Annotated in this window: 17 protein-coding genes; 9 read left to right on the top strand and 8 right to left on the bottom strand. The window is 35.0% G+C overall.

Annotated features, from left to right (window positions below; translation table 11 throughout):
• Window positions 1-104 precede the first annotated feature (104 nt).
• A complete protein-coding gene (locus AC5LW9_RS04415) occupies window positions 105-1,304 on the bottom strand; it encodes an FTR1 family iron permease (RefSeq protein ID WP_493456378.1) in 1,200 nt (399 codons plus the stop codon).
• Between the two features lie 15 nt (window positions 1,305-1,319).
• Window positions 1,320-1,958 (bottom strand): nitroreductase family protein, encoded by a 639-nt coding sequence (locus AC5LW9_RS04410; protein WP_493456377.1) that lies wholly within the window; start codon window positions 1,956-1,958, stop codon window positions 1,320-1,322.
• Window positions 1,959-3,065: 1,107 nt separating this feature from the next.
• Here AC5LW9_RS04410 and mnmL point away from each other — a divergent pair.
• From mnmL to AC5LW9_RS04390, 4 genes are all read left to right on the top strand, one after another.
• Window positions 3,066-3,992, top strand: a complete 927-nt coding sequence (gene mnmL, locus AC5LW9_RS04405; RefSeq protein ID WP_086327673.1) for a tRNA modification radical SAM protein MnmL/YtqA — start codon at window positions 3,066-3,068, stop codon at window positions 3,990-3,992.
• Between the two features lie 1,037 nt (window positions 3,993-5,029).
• Window positions 5,030-6,151: a glycosyltransferase family 4 protein gene (locus AC5LW9_RS04400; protein ID WP_493456376.1), complete on the top strand. Its 1,122-nt coding sequence runs from the start codon at window positions 5,030-5,032 to the stop codon at window positions 6,149-6,151.
• A complete protein-coding gene (gene rfaP / locus AC5LW9_RS04395; protein ID WP_065737640.1) occupies window positions 6,144-6,947 on the top strand; it encodes a lipopolysaccharide core heptose(I) kinase RfaP in 804 nt (267 codons plus the stop codon). Before AC5LW9_RS04400 ends, rfaP begins: the two co-directional genes overlap by 8 nt.
• A 14-nt stretch (window positions 6,948-6,961) precedes the next feature.
• A complete protein-coding gene (locus AC5LW9_RS04390) occupies window positions 6,962-8,590 on the top strand; it encodes a DUF2813 domain-containing protein (RefSeq protein ID WP_493456375.1) in 1,629 nt (542 codons plus the stop codon).
• A gap of 166 nt (window positions 8,591-8,756) precedes the next feature.
• Here the strand turns inward: AC5LW9_RS04390 and ettA are convergent, their stop codons facing one another.
• Together ettA and nfsB are read right to left on the bottom strand one after the other, a co-directional pair.
• Window positions 8,757-10,424 (bottom strand): energy-dependent translational throttle protein EttA, encoded by a 1,668-nt coding sequence (ettA, locus tag AC5LW9_RS04385; protein ID WP_065737642.1) that lies wholly within the window; start codon window positions 10,422-10,424, stop codon window positions 8,757-8,759.
• A 259-nt stretch (window positions 10,425-10,683) separates the two neighbouring features.
• Window positions 10,684-11,328, bottom strand: coding sequence for an oxygen-insensitive NAD(P)H nitroreductase (gene nfsB, locus AC5LW9_RS04380; RefSeq protein WP_493456374.1), 645 nt, complete (start codon window positions 11,326-11,328; stop codon window positions 10,684-10,686).
• Window positions 11,329-11,932: 604 nt separating this feature from the next.
• Here nfsB and leuA point away from each other — a divergent pair.
• The 5 genes from leuA to AC5LW9_RS04355 all read left to right on the top strand — a co-directional run bounded on the left by leuA (window position 11,933) and on the right by AC5LW9_RS04355 (window position 17,604).
• The gene (gene leuA / locus AC5LW9_RS04375; RefSeq protein ID WP_493456373.1) at window positions 11,933-13,480 is read left to right on the top strand and encodes a 2-isopropylmalate synthase; all 1,548 of its coding nucleotides are present in this window, start codon (window positions 11,933-11,935) and stop codon (window positions 13,478-13,480) included.
• Between the two features lie 62 nt (window positions 13,481-13,542).
• Window positions 13,543-14,622, top strand: coding sequence for a 3-isopropylmalate dehydrogenase (gene leuB, locus AC5LW9_RS04370; protein WP_065737645.1), 1,080 nt, complete (start codon window positions 13,543-13,545; stop codon window positions 14,620-14,622).
• Window positions 14,623-14,781: 159 nt separating this feature from the next.
• Window positions 14,782-16,182 carry a 3-isopropylmalate dehydratase large subunit gene (gene leuC, locus AC5LW9_RS04365; protein ID WP_198235566.1) on the top strand — a complete coding sequence of 467 codons (1,401 nt, stop codon included), beginning with the start codon at window positions 14,782-14,784 and terminating at the stop codon, window positions 16,180-16,182.
• An 11-nt stretch (window positions 16,183-16,193) separates the two neighbouring features.
• Entirely contained in the window at window positions 16,194-16,796 is a 603-nt protein-coding gene (gene leuD / locus AC5LW9_RS04360) for a 3-isopropylmalate dehydratase small subunit (protein ID WP_493456372.1), read from the top strand.
• 43 nt (window positions 16,797-16,839) lie between these two features.
• Window positions 16,840-17,604: a class I SAM-dependent methyltransferase gene (locus AC5LW9_RS04355; RefSeq protein ID WP_411627260.1), complete on the top strand. Its 765-nt coding sequence runs from the start codon at window positions 16,840-16,842 to the stop codon at window positions 17,602-17,604.
• 48 nt (window positions 17,605-17,652) lie between these two features.
• On the opposite strand, the gene AC5LW9_RS04350 is transcribed toward AC5LW9_RS04355, so the two are convergent.
• Genes AC5LW9_RS04350 through lptC form a run of 4 tightly spaced genes read right to left on the bottom strand, consistent with a single transcriptional unit; the run spans window position 17,653 to window position 20,914 of the window.
• Window positions 17,653-19,068, bottom strand: a complete 1,416-nt coding sequence (locus tag AC5LW9_RS04350) for an RNA polymerase factor sigma-54 (protein ID WP_493456591.1) — start codon at window positions 19,066-19,068, stop codon at window positions 17,653-17,655.
• A complete protein-coding gene (gene lptB / locus AC5LW9_RS04345) occupies window positions 19,068-19,793 on the bottom strand; it encodes an LPS export ABC transporter ATP-binding protein (protein ID WP_198226498.1) in 726 nt (241 codons plus the stop codon). The genes AC5LW9_RS04350 and lptB overlap by 1 nt, the downstream gene beginning before the upstream one ends.
• A gap of 1 nt (window position 19,794) precedes the next feature.
• Entirely contained in the window at window positions 19,795-20,346 is a 552-nt protein-coding gene (lptA, locus tag AC5LW9_RS04340) for a lipopolysaccharide transport periplasmic protein LptA (protein WP_198226496.1), read from the bottom strand.
• Between the two features lie 4 nt (window positions 20,347-20,350).
• On the bottom strand, window positions 20,351-20,914 hold the full coding sequence (gene lptC, locus AC5LW9_RS04335) for an LPS export ABC transporter periplasmic protein LptC (RefSeq protein ID WP_198226494.1): 564 nt from the start codon (window positions 20,912-20,914) through the stop codon (window positions 20,351-20,353).
• Window positions 20,915-20,981 lie beyond the last annotated feature (67 nt).

Raw genomic sequence — 20,981 nt, 5'->3', positions numbered from 1 at the left:
TTAGTACATCTTTTGCGTAGTCAAAATGTAGGTAACTAAAAATAGCCTGTTACTTTTCCACTTTTGCCATTCAATCATTAGGCCTTAACAAGGTGGATTTTAATTTATTGCGCTTTTATATTATTTTCACCTTTTTTGTAGTACATCACAGACAGTACTACAACAAGAACCATAATTACTTGCGGTATCAATGTTTCGACGGTTGGGTAAATGCCTAAAATTTCAACCGAGTGTATAAAATCAACTGGTGTGACAGGAATAATATCGGCTTCTTGTAACTCTTTTACACCGCCACCAGCAAAAGCTATCGCCATTACATACATAAGCATGCTTGTGCAAATAAAGAATGGTTTAAGTGGTAATCTAACTGCACCAAAGCGAATGACAAGAAAGATAAATGTTAAAATGATCGTTCCAACACCCAGACCATACCACACCATATCCATATGTTCTTTGGCATCAGCTAACATAGCTTGATAAAAGATAATGGTTTCAGCCCCTTCTCTAAATACAGCTAAGAATGCAGCAAACCCCAAAGCAAAACTGCTACCAGTAGTTACCGCGGTTTGTACTTTACCTTCCACATAACTCTTCCAAGCCTCGGCTTCAGCTTTTGAAACCATCCAGTTACTGACAAACAACAGGACAACAGTCGCCAATAACATCGCGCTACCTTCCATAATTTCTTGATTAGCACCACTTAAACCTACAATAGTATGCAAGGCAATAGCTGCAAGAATGCTTGCAAAAATGGCTACCATTGAGCTGATATATACTACTTTTAACATTGGTTTGTTATTGGTACGCACTAAATAGGCAGAAATGGCAGCAATCACCAATATGGCTTCTAAACCTTCACGGAAAATAATAATGAATGAAGCAAAAAAGACACTCAAACCACTCTCTTTTTTACCATCCAATTCGTTTGCATCTTCATGTAACATTTTTAAAATTACATCAATTTCAGCACGAACGGTTTTATTTGGTGCGTCATTGGTCATTAATCGCTTAATTTTAGCAAATTGATACTCGGTATCCGTTCCGCGCTTTCCTGAAATATAAGACATTACTGCACGTTCAACGCCATGCTTTTCATAAAAACCGAAATAGGCATTATTGACTCGTGCTTTGGCTCGTTCGGCGTCTTTCATGAAATAGATATCATAAGCATCATTTAAGATAACATCCATTTCATCAATAATTTCGTTCCAGCTTTTGTATTGTTTTTCATTAGCATAAGATGAGGGTGCAAAAGCAACCAAGCTAGCAATTAGCAATAAAGCTAACGTAAAAAACTTTTTCATAACGTCCTTTACCTTTTACTTTCCTAACAAAATCATACCTAACGGTATATCGTCTTTTGGCAATTGTAATTCTTGGCTTATTGCTTCTGACTTAATGGAATGGATATAACGAGTACTTAATTTTAAAGCAGCCGCTGCTAAATATACGTTTTGGCTCATAGCACCAACTGCGGTATAACTGAAGTTTGTGGCTTCGTCTGGTTTAATATCTGTCAATGCATTTGCATCTGAGACAAAAATTAATGAATAAGCGGCACGTTTGGTAAAGCTTTGCTGACCAATATCACCTCGGATATCTTGCTTATTGATTTCACGCAGATAATGACCATCCCACTCATATAAAAAAGTCCCCTTTTCACTTGCAACGTAAATGCGCACATAAGGAGCTTTACCTTTCACCATTGGAACTGTCCACCCCGTCTTACCACGATTTAATCCACTAGCAGCCCAAAGTACTGTGGATAATTCATCATCCGTTACTTGCCCAGCAGGGAAACCACCACCTGGCGTTGATGCGCGTTTTTTTAGACTTTCAAACAGACTCATTCCATCTTTCGTTTGCGGTGTCGGTAAGGTAATATCGGCATAACAAAATGATAAAGAAAACAATGATAAAAATAGAACAGCAACGGTCTTCCGTAAACCCCAAGGCATAGCATACCTCTAACCTTTTGGTAATAATGTGGTGATATCTTATTGCTAATGATCACAATTATCAATACCAAATAATAATAATTATCATTTTTAAGCTAAATTAAAATTATCATAATAATCAATAAGGTTATCGTTAACGGTCGATGCGCTAACATCAACTTTATAGCATTAATTATGCCAATAATAAAAATACTCGTTAAATCAAAACAATTTGCTCAAAAAACAAACCAAAAAGTTGGTAAAAATTTTAATGTACTTACTTTTAATTATAAAACAAAAAGTTATAATTAGAGTGTTCCCTGTATATACAGGGATAAACCGCACCACGTAATATGTTCACCGTTTTGACAAACATGTCCCCTGTATGCACAGGGATAAATCGGCGGGCGTTAATATTACATAGCATTTTTTGCTATTCAAAAATCGCAATTCTATATTTTATTGTTAACCATTTTTTAACTGCATGAAAAATATAAATTTATCGGTAGAATCCCGTAGAACCTAATTTTAATTTCCATTAGTTTTAATTAATCAAATAAAAACATAGTGTTATATATTCGGATTTTAATGAAAAATATCCCAAAAAATCGGTAGAAATTTGTTGGTCAAGATTTTAATTATAAAACAGTATGTTATAATTGGTATGTTCCCTGTACACACAGGGATAAACCGGATCAGCATCATATTGTTGCTGATAGAATGAAATGTTCCCTGTACACACAGGGATAAACCGATTCGATTACTGATAATAAATTTAATGATTTAATGTTCCCTGTACACACAGGGATAAACCGGGTTATATAGCGTTAAGTCGAAGTGTTAGACGATGTTCCCTGTACACACAGGGATTTTTGTATTATGCAAGATTTTGCTAATTTTTGTTAAAAAGTTTCAGGTTATGCCTACGTTTCAGTATAAAAATATAAAAAATTAATCTAGTTAACGGATCAATTATCCAATGCACAGTAATACGTTATCAAGAGACATAATAAATAATGTATTAAAACCATACTTTAACAAAGTGAACAGTTGAAGTAACGTTTTGTTAGTTCTTGATGTTCATTGGTTATCTTCGTACAATAAAAAAAATTTTTATTTTGGTTTGTTATGCAATTACATTTAGTAGTTAATACGTTTGGCTCTGACTTACAGCGTCGTTATGGAGAAAAGATCTATAAATTAACGTTACATGGTGGATTTAGTTGTCCAAATCGTGATGGTACTCTTGGTGTTGGCGGTTGCACTTTTTGTAATGTTGCGTCAATTATCGATGAATCTATCCAAGTCAAATCTATTTCTGACCAGCTTGCAACCCAAGCGCATCAAATGAAAAAATCAAAGCGTTATCTTGCCTACTTTCAAGCTTATACCAGCACTTATGCCGAAGTTGAAATTCTTAAAAAGATGTATCAAGAAGCGCTCAACAGTGCCGATATTGTCGGGCTTTGTGTTGGTACTCGCCCAGATTGTGTACCTAAAGAAGCATTAGATTTACTTGCTCATTATCAAGATCAAGGTTACGAAGTTTGGCTAGAACTTGGTTTGCAGACTGCTAATGATAAAACATTACATCATATTAATCGTGGGCATACATTTGACGATTATCACCAAACGGTACAAAAAGCCCGTAAACTTGGTATAAAAGTATGTACTCATTTAATTATTGGTTTACCAAATGAGAACAAGCAAGATAGTTTAATTACGCTTGATCGCGTGTTAACCAGTGGTGTTGATGGGCTAAAACTACATCCTTTGCATATTGTTGAAGGCAGTATTATGGCAAAAGCATGGCGAGCGGGTCGCTTAACGGTATTGTCATTAGAGGAGTATGTGGATATTGCTGGTGATATTATTCGACAAACTCCCGCTAATATTTTATATCATCGAATTTCAGCCAATGCCAGAAAACCAACTTTACTCGCCCCTGATTGGTGTGAAAATCATTGGCAATCCATGAATGCTGTCGATAACAACTTACGCCAATTTGGTGTTCAAGGTAGTGCGATTGGTGATACTTATCAATATAAACGATAAAAAAATAACATTGATATAGTTAAACAGGTAATAATTAATTTATTAATGAATATTTTGCCACTAATTATCAACAAAATATCGATGTAAACTATTAAGATACAATGAATTGATGTACATATGGGTTTACTTCAAATAAGCTGTTAAAGAATTAGAAGTTAATATTGATGCAATTGCTGAATTATAAAATGAAGTTTATACACACCAGTTTATGAAAGTAATAAAGATAGATAATAAAGTTAGTGAATTTGAAGTGTTTGCTTTATTTAAAAAGCAAAATAAAAAGGTTATCTCCTACCCTCAATTAACACGTCAATTACATGATAACAAAAAATAAAATACTTACCTTTTGTTTAATCCTACTTATTAGTTCATGGTATGAGCATAAAAAATGCTGATATTGGACATTTTTATTTCAGAAAAAAATCAAACATCAAAAAATATAATTTCCTAAAGTAAAAAATAATCCACTATCAGCAAGACCGACTTATAAAACAAGTCCAACTGTAAAATTTAATTTATTACAATTAGGAATAGTTTTATTGAAAACTACCTTTATTTTTTTATCAAAAAATTGATTCAAATCTGTTTTATTAATATATTGAATTAAGCGATGATTTAATTCGTGATTCATTTTATACAACGTTTTGTTCAAAAAACCATGCAGATGCGATGGTTATTCCCTGAACATTGTATAATTAAATTTTATTCAAGTGAGTAATTAGGATTGCTTAAATTTATAAACAACATTTACTACTGACCCTATTTCAATATATTAATAATTTGTAATTTATTGTGATAAACATTCATATTTCACTAATAAGTTGGACATAGTATCACATTCATTTTTTAAGTAAATTTAATTATCTATATCGATTATCTATTTGATATAAAATCATAAAGTGATAACTTAAGGCATTTTTAGATTTTTATATACTATTTATACGAACTTAGTGAAAAATATTAATTGAATCAGCGTATTTTTGTACCTTTATTAACAACAAGTATATAATGACGTTTTATCATTTGAGACAATCTGCATGCAACTGGCTTTTTGTATTTATAAATTTTTCCCTTTTGGTGGTTTGCAACGTGATTTTTTACAAGTTGCTACTGCTTGCCAAGCTCGTGGACATCAAATTCGTGTTTATGTATTAGACTGGCAAGGAGATAAACCGGCAGGATTTGATATTATTATTGTTCCTAAAAAAGGGTTAACTAACCATAGTCGTAATCAAGCTTATTACCATTGGATACAAGCGCATTTACAAGCTAATCCAGCTGATTGTGTTGTAGGATTTAACAAAATGCCGGGATTAGATGTTTATTTTGCAGGTGATACTTGTTTTGCTGAAAAAGCAGCACACAAGGGCTTTTTTTATAAACACTCTAAACGTTGCAAACACTATTTAGCCTTTGAACAAGCCGTTTTTGACCAAAGTTCAAAGACTAAAATCATGGTGTTGACTAAACAACAAACTCAAGATTTTAAAAATTATTATCATACTCAAGATGAACGATTCTTTTTATTACCACCGGGAATTGCGTTAGATCGTAAATACAGTGTTTGCTCCCCAATAAAGCGTGAACAATTTCGACAAAAAAATCAAATTAATCAAGATGATTTTGTGATAGTTCAAATTGGCTCAGATTTTAAACGTAAAGGGGTGGATCGGTCATTGAAAGCCATTGCAGCTTTAACTAATGAATCAAAACAAAAAGTCATCTATTTGGTTGTTGGGCAAGATAAACCTGAACCCTATCAAAAATTGGCTGAGGAATTAAATATTACAAAACAAGTGCGATTTTTTTCGGGTCGTGATGATATTCCTGATTTTTTATTTTCAGCCGATCTATTACTTCATCCAGCCAGACAAGAAGCCGCTGGTATGGTATTGATTGAAGCATTAGCGGCGGGTGTACCAGTAATTGTTTCAGGTATTTCTGGATATGCTTATCATATTGAACAAGCGAATGCGGGCATTGTGTTAAGTGAACCTTATCATCAAAGTGCTTTAGATCAAGCATTGGCAAAATTAATTAACGATAAAGAGCAATGGCTAAGTTGGCATAAAAATGCCATTGCCTATGGTAATAGTGAAGATTTATATCATTTAGCGCAGCGTGCAGCAGACATTATTTTAGGATGTCATCATGAATGAAATTATACTTAAATCACCTTTTGAGCAATTATGGCAACAAAAAGATCCGTTTACTGAAGTTGAATTAATTTCAGGTAAAGTCTATCGTGCAGTCAAACAGCGTAAAACGTTAAACTTTCAATTAGAAGATGAATCATATTTTATTAAAATTCACCGAGGCACCACAGTTAAAGAGATTGTAAAGAATCTAATTTCACTACGTTTACCTGTTTTAGATGCCAAACAAGAGTGGGATGCGATTCATCGTTTAGAGCAAGCTGGTGTAAATACTATGGATGGGCGCGCATTTGGACGAAAGGGATTAAATCCACTGACACGTCACTCGTTTATTATTACCAAAGATCTTAACCCTACCATAAGTTTAGAAGATTTTACTAAGCCATGGCTAAACCAACCTCCGAGTTATCATTTAAAGCGTTCATTAATTATTTATTTAGCCAATATGACCGCTAAAATGCATGCAGCTGGAGTAAATCATCGTGACTGCTATTTGTGTCATTTTTTGCTTGATATACCGTTATTTGAAAATCATCAGCAAATTAAATTATCAGTAATCGATTTACACCGAGCCCAAATTCGCGATAAAGTACCTACTCGTTGGCGTGATAAAGATCTGATTGGACTTTATTTTTCATCAACTAAAATTGGCTTAACAAATCGGGATATTTGGCGGTTTTTGAAAGTTTATTTTAATAAACCCATTAAAACAATTTTACGTGATGAGCATAAATTAATCACCAGCGCACAACAAAAAGCAGAACGAATTAGTAAACGGACACAGAAGTATCAACTTTAACATAAGGAAATACTATGTTTATTGAGCAAATTGATATTACAGGATTTCGGGGTATCAGCCAATTATCTTTGAAATTTAACGCAAGTTCCAGCGTACTAATTGGCGAGAACCGTTGGGGACGCTCAAGTTTAATTAGTGCGTTGACATTGTTATCCCTCAACAATAAGTTTTATCAATTTGTTGATACTGACTTTTATCATGACCAAAATCATGTTTATGGAGATCACATTAGCATCAAAATTACTTATTGTGAATCGTCCTTAAACGAGCTAGATAAGCAAGCTTATCACTCACTCATTCCGGTTAGCTTTAATTCAGAACAAGATAAGTTGCGCCGCATTACTTACCATATTAGCGCCGATAAACAAGGTGATAATATTATTAGTGAGCATGTGTTGGTTGATGCAAACGGTGAGCCCTTTAATATTGAAAATCATAAATTGTTGATTGCAAATTTAATTGAACTCAATCCAATAATGGCGTTAAAAAATACAATTAACAGTGATGATTTACCCATTACCAATCAACCCTTGTCACAATATTTTGTTGAGGAACTGTCAAATCAGTTAAAGACACATTCTTCACAATTAAGTCAAAATGAATTACAACGCGGTTTGCAAGCTGCTCGTGCACTTTTGGAATATTACTTTGTGGATCAACAGCATCGTTATCATTATAAACAAGTGGCAAAAAAAACCAGCCCACGCAGTGAAGATTGGGATTCACTTGAACGCATTAATAATATTTTGGATGATTTAGATGATGATTACTTACGTGCAACCTTGTTAGGAGTATTTGGGTCGCTTATTAATGCCAAAGGCAATACTGCTCTTTCACAAAGTTCAGTACCCATTTTAATTTTAGAAGAGCCTGAAAGCCAAATCCACCCTATCATCTTATCGGTTGGATTTCGGTTACTCAAACATCTACCAACGCAAAAAATTATCACCTCTAATTCAAGTGATTTAGTATCACTCTTTCCATTAGATACCATTTATCGCTTGATTCGTCTACCGGATAGAATCATTGCAAAATACATTACTCCGCGTTCTTTTGGAACTGATGATAGTCGTCGAATTTTGTTTCATATTTTCTATCGACGTGCCAGCGCCATATTTGCTCGTTGTTGGTTATTAGTGGAAGGAGAAACCGAAGTTTGGTTACTGCGAGAACTCGCTGAACAGAGTGGCTATCATTTAAGTTCGGAAGGAGTACAGTTAATTGAATTTGCTCAATGCGGTTTAAAACCGTTGATAAAATACGCTAATCGAATGGGCATTCATTGGTATGTAATAACCGATGGAGACATGGCAGGTAAAAAATACGCTGATACAGTAAAATCACTATGCCCTGAAGGCAAAAATCCAAGTGATTATTTAACCGTATTGCCTGCGCGCGATATTGAAAACTTCTTGTTTAAACATGGTTTTAGTGATGTTTATAAATTGGCAGCGTATAATACTGTGCAACATATTGATATGCCTGTACCTAAAATTATTCAAAAAGCGATTCATCGCAGTTCTAAACCCGATTTAGCTATTGCTGTTTGTGATGCTGCAAAATCCCGTGGCGTAAGTGCTATACCACATTTGTTAACTGATACATTTGCTAAAATTGTTAAAGCATCCAAAAATTTTGCTTAATCACTTGTTGCATCCGTATTGTTAAAAAGATTTTTTAATTAATGGGGTGGATAGAATGATTATTTTAAATGTCAGTTGTAGATATAGCGATTGTGTCTAATTATTTCTTGTTTATTAGTATTCCGCCGAATCATTATCGGCGGATAAGCTTAATTAACAATATCAACTATTTCGTAATACGTTTGTATTTAGCACGTTTTGGTTCGACAGCTTCTGCACCTAAAGTACGTTTTTTCCACTCTTCATATTCAGTAAAGTTACCTTCAAAGAACTCAACATGCCCTTCGTCTTGGTAATCCAAAATATGCGTTGCAATACGGTCAAGGAACCAACGGTCATGCGAAATCACTAAGGCACAGCCCGGAAACTCTAATAACGCATTTTCAAGCGCACGTAATGTTTCAACATCTAGGTCATTGGTCGGTTCATCTAGCAATAACACATTACCACCAACTTGTAATAATTTGGCTAAATGTACTCGTCCACGTTCACCACCGGAAAGTTCTCCAACACGTTTTTGCTGATCAACGCCTTTAAAATTAAAGCGACCAACATAAGCACGGCTTGGAATTTCGAAATTACCGATACGCATAATATCTTGTCCGTTGGATATTTCATCCCAAACGGTTTTTTTATCATCCATACTATCGCGGAACTGATCAACCGACGCTAATTGTACTGTATCACCTAAGGTAATAGTACCTGAATCTGGCTGCTCTTTACCTGACAACATTCTAAATAGAGTTGATTTACCGGCACCATTTGGACCAATGATCCCCACAATTGCCCCTTTTGGAATAGTGAATGAAAGATTATCAATTAGTACGCGATCACCATAAGATTTACTTAAATTGCTTACTTCGATCACTTTGTCACCTAAACGTTGCCCAGGTGGAATAAAAAGTTCGTTTGTTTCGTTACGTTTTTGGTAATCGTTGCTGTTTAACTCTTCAAATCTAGCTAAACGGGCTTTACTCTTCGCTTGTCGACCTTTTGGATTTTGTCTTACCCATTCAAGTTCTTTTTCAATCGATTTACGACGTGCTGATTCGGTTGCCGCTTCTTGCGCTAAGCGCTGATCTTTTTGTTCAAGCCAAGATGAATAGTTACCTTCCCAAGGAATACCCTCACCACGGTCAAGCTCTAAAATCCATCCCGCAACATTATCTAAGAAGTAACGGTCATGAGTTACAGCAACAACGGTTCCTTCATAATCATGTAGAAAACGTTCAAGCCAAGCTACAGATTCAGCATCCAGATGGTTAGTTGGTTCATCAATTAATAACATGTCTGGTTTTTCAAGCAATAACTGACAGATAGCGACACGACGACGCTCACCACCTGATAAATTTTCAATTTTTGCATCCCAATCAGGTAAACGTAAAGCATCGGCGGCACGCTCTAATTGGTTATCTAAATTGTGGGCATCTTGCGATTGAATAATTGCTTCAAGCTCTGCTTGTTCTTTGGCTAATTTATCAAAATCGGCATCAGGATCAGCATAAGCAGCATAAACTTCATCTAGTCGAGCGAGTGCTTTTTTGGCATCACCAACAGCCTGTTCAATCGCCTCACGTACAGTTTGCTTAGGATCGAGTTTAGGTTCTTGAGGTAAATAACCGATTTTAATATCGGGTTGTGGGCGAGCTTCGCCTTCAATCTCAGTATCCACACCCGCCATAATGCGTAATAATGTAGATTTACCTGCACCATTTAAACCGAGTACCCCAATTTTGGCCCCCGGAAAAAAACTTAAAGAGATATCTTTTAAAATATAGCGTTTAGGGGGAACAATCTTCCCTACGCGATTCATGGTATAGACATATTGTGCCATAAAACATCATCCGTTTAATTAATTAAAACTAGCAACCTATTGTATTGCTAAATGATTGATGGCGTATATTGTAATGATTCTATCTGTATGGTCTAGGGTTATTTTTTTATAATGACAAATTTATACCAGAACAACAACAAATGACTGAAGATATCTTCTTAAAATCTGACAATTATTTTCGATAAATAGTACCGTTTTTTTTAAATTATCCCGCCTATTATTGGGCGGGATAATCATAAATATTACTCTATTTTATTATTTATAAAAAAGTAAAAATCTGTTCTTTTGGTAGACGTGATTTAGGACGATGCGCATTACCGTCATTTTCAGAACGATAACCTAGAGTCGCAATCACTAAACTTTTCAATCCTTTTGCTTTTAAATCTAAAATCTCGTCCATTTTTTCAGAATCAAATCCTTCAACAGCTGTTGAATCAATACCAATAGCAGCAGCTGCAAAAAGCAATTGCCCTAAAGCGAGATAGGTTTGTTTACCCTCCCAACATTGCAGAGATTGAGGTGTTGAGCTATTTAAATTAACAAAATAACGTCTACCTTGGTCCTGAGCATCTTTTAATTCTGCGGTTGGTATGCGCCCATCTTTTTCTTCTTGATTTAATAAATTAACCAAATGCGCTTCATCAAATGGCGATTTAATACAAAAAACAATAGTGTGCGATGAGTCTGTGACTCTAGGTTGATTAAACTCAGCAATGGCCGGTAAAATTTTATTTTTAACGGGATCATTATCAATCACAAAAAAATGCCATGGCTGAGAATTGACTGATGATGGACTGTTTCGTAAAACCGTTAATAATTGTTCAAGTTTCTCTTTAGGGATTTTTTTAGTCTTATCATAATGTTTGGTTGTGTAACGGTTTTGGGAAATCTCGACAATATTCATATCATAACTCCATCTTAATGATTGTTAATGAAAGGTAACTTAAAGATTTTTAAAATTAGATTAATTAGATACGCTTGTCAAATTTATGAATTGGATAACAATTAAATTAACTAAAGTAATGAGTGTTTTTTAATAAACATTGCTTGATATTGTGCACACATTTTGCTCAATTACAATATAATTGTTGCTCAAATGATATATCTTTACAGGTTTACATAAAAATCCATTAAATAAATAAACTAACATGGCTAATAATAATGAACAATTGTTATTAATGCATACAAAATTTTTACCCAATAATTAGTACGTTAAAAGTAATACTCTATAAATATTAATCTTGACATTTAAACTATTATTTGATAAAAATGATGTTAATATTTTGACCAATTTAAATTAACTAGTTTGAGAGTTTTAATGATTAAAACAAATTACCTTTTGCTCACTCTCCTCCTCGCATCTTATTGCGCGGATACCTTGTGTGTGGAGTAAAGATAATTTATTAAATAACTCGACTAATTAACAAGAACCCGCGCTAAAGTGCGGGTTTTTTGTTTTCTTAACTTGAAATATCGCAATAGCGCTAGAATATACAAAGGATAAAACAATGAGCGATCAAGTCATTATTTTTGATACAACATTACGCGATGGCGAACAAGCATTACAGGCCAGTTTAAGTGTTAAAGAAAAATTACAAATAGCGCTTGCGTTAGAAAGAATGCATGTTGATATTATGGAAGTTGGTTTTCCTATTTCATCTCCTGGTGATTTTGAATCGGTGCAAACTATCGCAAAAACAATAAAAGATAGTCGTGTTTGTGCACTATCTCGTTGTATTGACAAAGATATTGATGTTGCAGCAGAAGCCTTAAAAGTTGCTGATCAATTTCGAATTCATACTTTTATGGCTACTTCAACCTTACATGTGCAAGACAAATTAAAAATGACATTTGAAGATGTCATTGATAGGGCTGTGCACTGTATTAAACGTGCACGTAATTATACTAATGATGTGGAGTTTTCTTGTGAAGATGCAGGCCGTACCCCAATTGATAACTTATGTCGGATTGTTGAAGCAGCAATTCAAGCAGGGGCAACAACGATCAATATTCCGGATACTGTCGGTTATACTGTCCCTTATCAATTTGGTGGCATTATTCGTACCTTATTTGAACGTGTCCCGAACATTGATAAAGCGATTATCTCTGTTCATTGTCATGATGACTTGGGCATGTCGGTGGCTAACTCGATTAGCGCGATTCAAGAAGGCGCTAGGCAGATTGAAGGCGCGATGAATGGTTTAGGTGAACGAGCGGGCAATACAGCCTTAGAAGAAGTGATTATGGCGATTAAAGTTCGTCAAAATATTTTAAATGTTCACACTAATATCAATCATCAAGAAATATATCGTACCAGCCAAATCGTAAGCCAAATTACTAATACACCAATACCGTCTAATAAGGCGGTTATTGGTAGTAATGCCTTTGCACACTCATCAGGAATTCATCAAGATGGGATATTAAAAAACCGCGAAACTTATGAAATCATGACACCTGAATCAATTGGATTAAACCAAATTCAATTGAATCTAACTTCACGCTCAGGAAGAGCTGCTGTGAAACATCGTTTAGAAGAACTTGGTTATCATGATAAAGACTATAACTTAAATCAAGTCTATGAAGCATTTCTAGAACTTGCCGATAAAAAAGGGCAAGTCTTTGACTACGACCTTGAAGCACTTATCTTTATTAATCAACTAAAAAATGACAAAGAGCATTATGTTTTGGATTATTTTAATGTCCAATCTGGCTCAACAGTTGTCTCAACAGCTTCGGTTAGCTTAATCGTTGGGGATAAAAAATTTTCCGATGCAGCAACGGGTAATGGTCCTGTTGATGCGGTATATCAAGCAATAAATCGAATTACTAATGAGCCTATAGCAATTGTTAAATATCAACTCGCTTCCAAAGGGCAAGGCGAAAATGCTTTAGGTCAAGTTGATATTGTTGCAGAATATAAAGGGCGCAATTTCCATGGTGTAGGATTAGCTACCGATATTGTTCACGCATCGGCATTAGCATTAATTAATGTTTTAAATAATGTTTATCGAGCAAATCAAGTAGCACAAGAAAAACAAAAATTACATCTTGTTTAATATTATCTTGTGATTTAAGAAGCAAAGTTAATCAATTCATTAAATTGTTAAGGAATAAGAAAATGACACAAAGTTACCATATTGCAGTACTACCCGGCGACGGTATTGGCCCAGAAGTAATGAAACAAGCCTATAAAGTACTTGAAGTCATCCGTAAAAAATATAATTTAGCTATAACAACCAGTGAATATGATGTTGGTGGCGCTGCAATTGATATTCATGGTTGCCCATTACCCAAAGATACGTTAGAAGGCTGTGAAAAAGCCGATGCAATTTTATTCGGTTCAGTAGGTGGGCCTAAATGGACTAATTTACCGCCAGATCAACAACCAGAACGTGGTGCTTTATTGCCATTACGTAAACACTTTAAATTATTTGCTAATATGCGCCCTGCCCGTTTATACCAAGGTTTAGAGGATCTTTGTCCATTACGAGCGGATATTGCAGAACGCGGATTTGATATTTTGTGTATGCGTGAATTAACAGGCGGCATCTATTTTGGTTTACCTAAAGGACGTGAAGGCAGTGGTGCTCAAGAAAAAGCTTATGATACCGAAGTATATCACCGCTTTGAAATTGAGCGGATTGCTAAAATGGGCTTTGAAGCTGCGCGTTTACGTCGTAAAAAAGTGACTTCTGTTGATAAAGCTAATGTACTACAAACCTCAATTTTATGGCGTGAAGTTGTGACAGAAGTTGCAAAAAATTATCCTGATGTTGCTCTTGAACACATGTATATTGACAACGCCACCATGCAATTAGTAAAAGATCCTTCACAATTTGATGTAATTTTGTGTTCTAATTTATTTGGTGATATTTTATCGGATGAATGCGCAATGATTACTGGTTCTATGGGAATGTTACCATCTGCAAGTCTTAATGAGCAAGGTTTTGGATTATACGAACCTGCTGGTGGTAGTGCACCAGATATTGCTGGTAAAAATATAGCTAATCCTGCTGCACAAATTTTGTCATTAGCGTTGTTAGTTCGTTACAGTTTAAAACGCGATGATATTGCTACAGCGATTGAAACGGCCGTTAATCAAGCATTAGAAAAAGGCTATCGTACAATTGATCTTGCCCAAAAACAGCAATCGATTTCAACCGATGAAATGGGTGATATTATTTGTAAACTTATTTAATAGTTTTTTATCAATCCAATTAAGGGATATTTGAGTATTGGTGTCTTGTCACTCTTTGATATCCCTTTTCAGGTTTTAATGATTATTTAACTGTTAGAGAATGATATATGTTAGTTAATTTTTTAGTACCCGTTATAAGAAATAACAAGGAAAACAGCAATGTCAAAAACACTGTATCAAAAATTGTATGATGCACATGTCGTTTACGAAGCGCCTAATGAGACGCCTATCTTATATATCGATCGTCATTTAGTTCATGAAGTTACCTCCCCGCAAGCATTTGATGGTTTACGAGCCATGAATCGTAAAGTACGTCAACCTAATAAAACTTTTGCAACAATGGATCATAATACTTCAACTAAAAGTAATGATCTTAGCGCTTGTAGTGAAATGGCTCGAATTCAATTAACCGAACTGGATAAAAATGCCAAAGAATTTGGGATTTCATTATATGGTTTACAAAGTCCATTACGCGGTATTGTTCATGTGGTAGGACCAGAACAAGGAATGACTTTACCAGGAATGACCATTGTATGTGGTGATTCCCATACAGCTACACACGGGGCTTTTGGGGCATTAGCATTTGGTATTGGTACTTCGGAAGTTGAACATGTGTTAGCAACCCAAACGCTAAAACAAGGTCGAGCCAAGACCATGAAAATTGAAGTTAAAGGGCATGTTGCCGATGGTATTACCGCAAAAGATATTATTTTAGCAATTATTGGTAAAACTACGAGTGCTGGTGGTACTGGATATGTGGTTGAGTTTTGTGGTGAAGCAATAAAAGCCTTATCTATGGAAGGCCGTATGACATTATGTAATATGGCAATTGAAATGGGTGCGAAAGCGGGCATTATCGCACCCGATGAAGTTACCTTTGAATATTTGAAAGGTCGTCAATTTTCGCCAAAAGGTGAAGATTTTGACAAAGCAGTTGCTTATTGGAAAACATTAAAAACAGATGAAGGTGCCCATTTTGATACCATCGTAACGTTAGAAGGTAAAGATATTGCGCCACAAGTAACATGGGGTACTAATCCTGGTCAGGTCACTTCGATTGATGCTCAAGTGCCAAACCCTAATGATTTTACTGATCCTATCGAGAAACATTCAGCAGAACGAGCTTTAGCTTACATGGGATTAACAGCTGGAACTAAAATGTCGGACATAAAAATTAATAAAGTCTTCATCGGTTCATGCACTAATTCACGTATTGAAGATTTACGTGCTGCGGCTCAAATTGCTAAAGGTCGTAAAGTTGCCGATGGAGTGCAAGCATTGGTCGTTCCTGGATCAGGGCCAGTTCGAGAGCAAGCAGAAGCTGAAGGGTTAGATAAAATTTTTATTGAAGCTGGTTTTGAATGGCGTTTACCGGGCTGTTCAATGTGTTTAGCGATGAATGATGATAAGTTAGCACCAGGCGACCGCTGTGCATCAACCAGTAACCGTAATTTTGAAGGTCGTCAAGGTCGTGATGCCCGTACGCATTTAGTCAGTCCTGCTATGGCAGCAGCGGCAGCTATTACTGGTCATTTTACTGATATTCGCAAATCATTTTAAGGAGGCTTGTCATGGCTAAATTTACAAAACATACCGGACTAGTCGTACCTTTAGATGCGGCTAACGTTGATACTGATGCAATTATCCCTAAACAGTTTTTACAAAAAGTAACCCGTACTGGCTTTGGTAAACATGCATTTCATGAATGGCGCTTTTTAGATGATGCTGGTCAGCAACCAAATCCCGATTTCGTACTGAACAAACCACGTTATAAAGGCGCAAGTATTTTATTAGCACGCGAAAATTTTGGTTGTGGTTCATCACGTGAACATGCGCCATGGGCACTTGCCGATTATGGTTTTAAAACCATCATTGGTTCAAGTTTTGCTGATATTTTTTACAATAACTCGTTTAATAATCAGTTACTATTAGTTAATTTATCAGAAGAAGATGTTGATGAATTATTTAAAATTGTTGAAGCTAACGAAGGGATAGAATTTACTATCGATCTGGTTAACGAAGTCGTGATTGCTGGCGATAAACAATATTCATTTAAAATTGATGCATTTAAACGTCACTGTTTATTAAATGGTTTGGATAATATTGGATTAACCTTACAGCATGAAGATGTGATTAGTGCATTTGAAAACAAAATTCCAATCTTTTTAGCTTAATTATTTAAGGCGCCCTTTTGGCGCCTAATTATGGAAAATCGCTATGACAACACATCACGATCATGTAAAACAGCAATTTGGTGAACAAGCTAATGCCTATTTGACCAGTAAAGTTCACGCCCAAGGTTCCGATCTGCAATATTTATCTAACCTGCTTGCTTATTATCCTGAAGCTCAATTACTTGATATGGGTTGCGGTGCAGGCCATGTTAGTTTTATTGCCGCACAGCATGTAAAACACGTTATCGCTTATGATCTATCCGATGAAATGTTATCTGTCGTTTCTCAAACAGCTAAGGAACGAGGTTTAAATAATCTAACCACAGTACAAGGTTATGCCGAACAGCAACCTTTTGCTGATAGTCAATTTGATATTGTCGCAAGTCGCTATTCCGCACATCATTGGCACGATGTGGGTAAAAGTTTACGTGAACTACATAGGATCACTAAACCAAATGGCAAATTGATAATTATGGATGTGGTATCCCCCGGACATCCAGTATTAGATATCTGGTTACAAACCATTGAAGCGTTGCGTGATACATCACATGTTCGTGACTATACGCCAGGTGAATGGTTAACTTTTTTGACCGAAGCTGGTTTTACTATCGATAATATTGCTCGTCATCGTTTAACACTCTCTTTTGATACATGGGTTAAACGCATGCGTACACCAACTCAATTAGTGGAAGCAATTAGAGCTTATCAAGAAACAGCTGCTAGTGATACAAAAAACTATTTTGAACTGCAACCTGATGGCTCATTTACTACAGATATGATGATTATTGAAACCAGTAGAATTGTTTGATTTATCAATTCAAATGGTTAGATAACAGCTTTGTAATTAGTCTGTCGCTCAAAGCTGTTTTCGCTGACTCGATGGTGGAATTGACAAACTTTCACGATATTTGGCCACTGTTCTTCGAGCAATAATAATCCCTTGTTTTTCTAACATTGAAACTAATTTACTGTCGCTCAATGGTTTTTTACTGTCTTCTGTGGATATATATTTTTTAATTAAAGCACGAATAGCAGTAGACGATGCTTCGCCCCCAGATTCAGTATTAACATGGCTTGAAAAAAAGAATTTTAGTTCAAATATTCCTGTTGGACACTGTAAATATTTTTGAGTGGTCACACGAGAAATCGTGGATTCATGCATATCAATCGCTGTAGCCACATCCGACAAAATCATCGGTTTCATATATTCTGCACCATGCTCAAAAAATTCTTGTTGGTGTTCAACTATAAATTGACTGACTTTCAACAAGGTTTCGTTACGATTTTCAATACTTTTAATAAACCAATTGGCATCTTGCAAATGTGATTTTATATATTGACTATCGCTTTGACTGGCAATTTTTTCCATTGCTGCATATTGCTGATTAATGCGTAAAGTCGGCATGGTGTCATTATTTAAATCAACAACCCATCGCCCATCCATTTTTCTGACTAATACATCTGGAATCACATAATCTGGGGAAGTGGTATTAACCGAATCACCAGGATAAGGCTGTAAATGCTGAATAAAATCGATAGATTCTTTAAGTTGTTCATCTGTTGCATTCAACATTTTTTTTAATGTTCGATAATCCCGAACTGCCAATAAATCAAGATAGTCATCAATGATTTGCTTAACAAATGTTGGTGGCGTCAAATATTGGATTTGGATAGATAAACACTCTTGCAGCGTTCTGGCACCAACACCGATTGGGTCAAAATGCCAAATTCGTTTTAAAACAGTTTCAACTTCTTCAAGTTCAATCTCATCATTACCTTGTTCTTCCAAGATTTCATCTAATGAAACTGTCAAATAACCTCTTTCATCAATCGCATCGATAATTGACACCGCAATGGCACGATCAATGTCGCTAAAAGGGGTTAAATCAAGTTGCCATTTTAAATAGTCATACAATGTTTCATGGGTTTCACCTTGGTAAACCGGTAACTCATCATTACGATAATCAGAATGAGTTCCAGAAGGCGTACCTGCCGTATAAATATCATCTAATGATGCATCAAGTGGGATGTCGTCTGGAATTTCTCGGCTATCTAAGGCTTCACGAGTGTCAACATTTTCATTTAACTCAATTTTCTCAATATTTACTTCATCATATTGATCTGCAATCTCAAGTAATGGATTATTTTCAAGTGCTGTTTGAATTTCTTGCTGTAGTTCTAACGTTGACAACTGCAACAATCGAATGGCTAGTTGAAGTTGAGGTGTCATTGACAACTGTTGAGAAATTTTCAGTTGTAAACTCGGTCTTATCATAATCTAAATTCATTTCCTAAGTAAACGCGTTTAACATATTCGTTACTTAAGATATCACTTGGTGAACCTTCAGCAATTAAATGTCCTTTATTTACAATATAAGCACGTTCACAGACATCCAACGTTTCGCGCACATTGTGGTCTGTGATTAATACGCCAAGTCCTCTATCGCGTAAATGCTTAATAATATTTTTAATATCAATAACCGATATAGGATCAACTCCAGCGAAAGGTTCATCAAGTAAAATAAATTTAGGGTTAGCCGCTAACGCTCTGGCAATTTCAACTCTACGTCTTTCACCACCCGATAAAGATTGTCCGATACTGTCACGTATATGGGTGATATGAAATTCTTCAAGAAGTTCTTCTGCTCGGTCAATTTTTTCGCTTTTATCAATATCATTACGTGTTTCTAAAATGGCCATAATATTGTCAATAACCGAGAGTTTTCTGAAAATTGAAGCTTCTTGCGGTAAATATCCAATTCCCTTTTGGGCTCGTTCATGTAAAGGTAATATACTTATATCATGATCATCAAGAAATATTTTACCTGCATTTAAAGTTACAATACCAACAACCATATAAAAAGTGGTGGTTTTACCAGCACCATTAGGTCCTAATAAACCAACAATTTCACCTGAGTTTACAGTTAAACTGACATCTTCAACCACACGACGTTTCTTGTAAATTTTGGCTAAATTTTCCGCTTTTAAAATTGACATTTTATTTATTTATCTCTTTAACTTGGCTAGGGATAATAGTGCTTTTTACTCGACCATTTTTGGGTTGGGCGAGTATCAACTGTTGTTTTACATTATAAGTAATGATTGAACTAACCACGTGATTATCCTGCTGAAATAATTCTGCATTGTTCCGTAAGGTGACAATATTTTGTTTAACATCATAGATAATTTGTTCGGAATGCCCAGTCACAACATTATTATTTTGAGGTAATATTTGCTTAAAATTTACTGGATTACCATACGCTGTAATTTTCTGTTTTGTGGAATCCTGCATATCTGTCACTATCACTTTATCAGCTAAAATAGTTAAACCATCTTGGGTTATTTGCACATTACCACTAAATGTTATGATATTTTTATCAATATCAATCTGTTGATTATCTGCATCTATAGTAATAGGTTTATTATTAACTAACATCTTTTTATCTTTTTGTTCTTCGGATATTGATGTATTTGGTTCATCGGCAAAACACCCATATGAAATAAATAACATAAAAAATAATGGATAAATAAACCGTTTTTGCAATCTCATTTTTTTATTTTGCCTCAGTGTTGTAATAAGTTTTTATATTTTCAAGTATATTTGCGGTTTTTGTTCGTAGATTTCCAATTAATCCTTGCCCTGTTGAAAAAAAACCAACCCCTTTAATAGTAACAAGATCTTTAGAGGTGACATTTTGGGTCGTTAAGTCAATAATAGCATTATCTGTTAATACATGCTGTAACTGAGCATCAGTAGTTAAATTATCTAATTGAACATTTTGATTAAGATAAATCAATTTATCATTGGTTAATGTTGCTTTTTGAGAATGAATATTCCATGTAGCAGAATGTTCCCGATCATAAATAGTCAAATTGGGGAAATCAAATTCAGTATTATTTGATTCATCAAAATGTTTGACTTTAACTGATTCAATTTTATAGATGATCTCTCCTGATATGTCATAAATATTTGTTATCATATCATCACTTTGATATATTGGCGTATCCGATAAGCTGATTGTTGACATTGAATCTGAATCATCATCTTTCTGATAATTATAATAAACACCAACCACCACAATGATAAGTAAGATATAGATTAAATTTTTTTTATTCATAGCATATTTTTATCACACGAATAAGTTTAATCAATAACAAGGATAAATCGTTATCTTTAAGTTCTGT

The sequence above is a fragment of the Gilliamella sp. LMG 34360 genome (genome assembly GCF_984568995.1).
The sequence above is the reverse complement of the archived record's forward strand: the minus strand, read 5'-3'. Positions and strand labels throughout refer to the sequence as shown.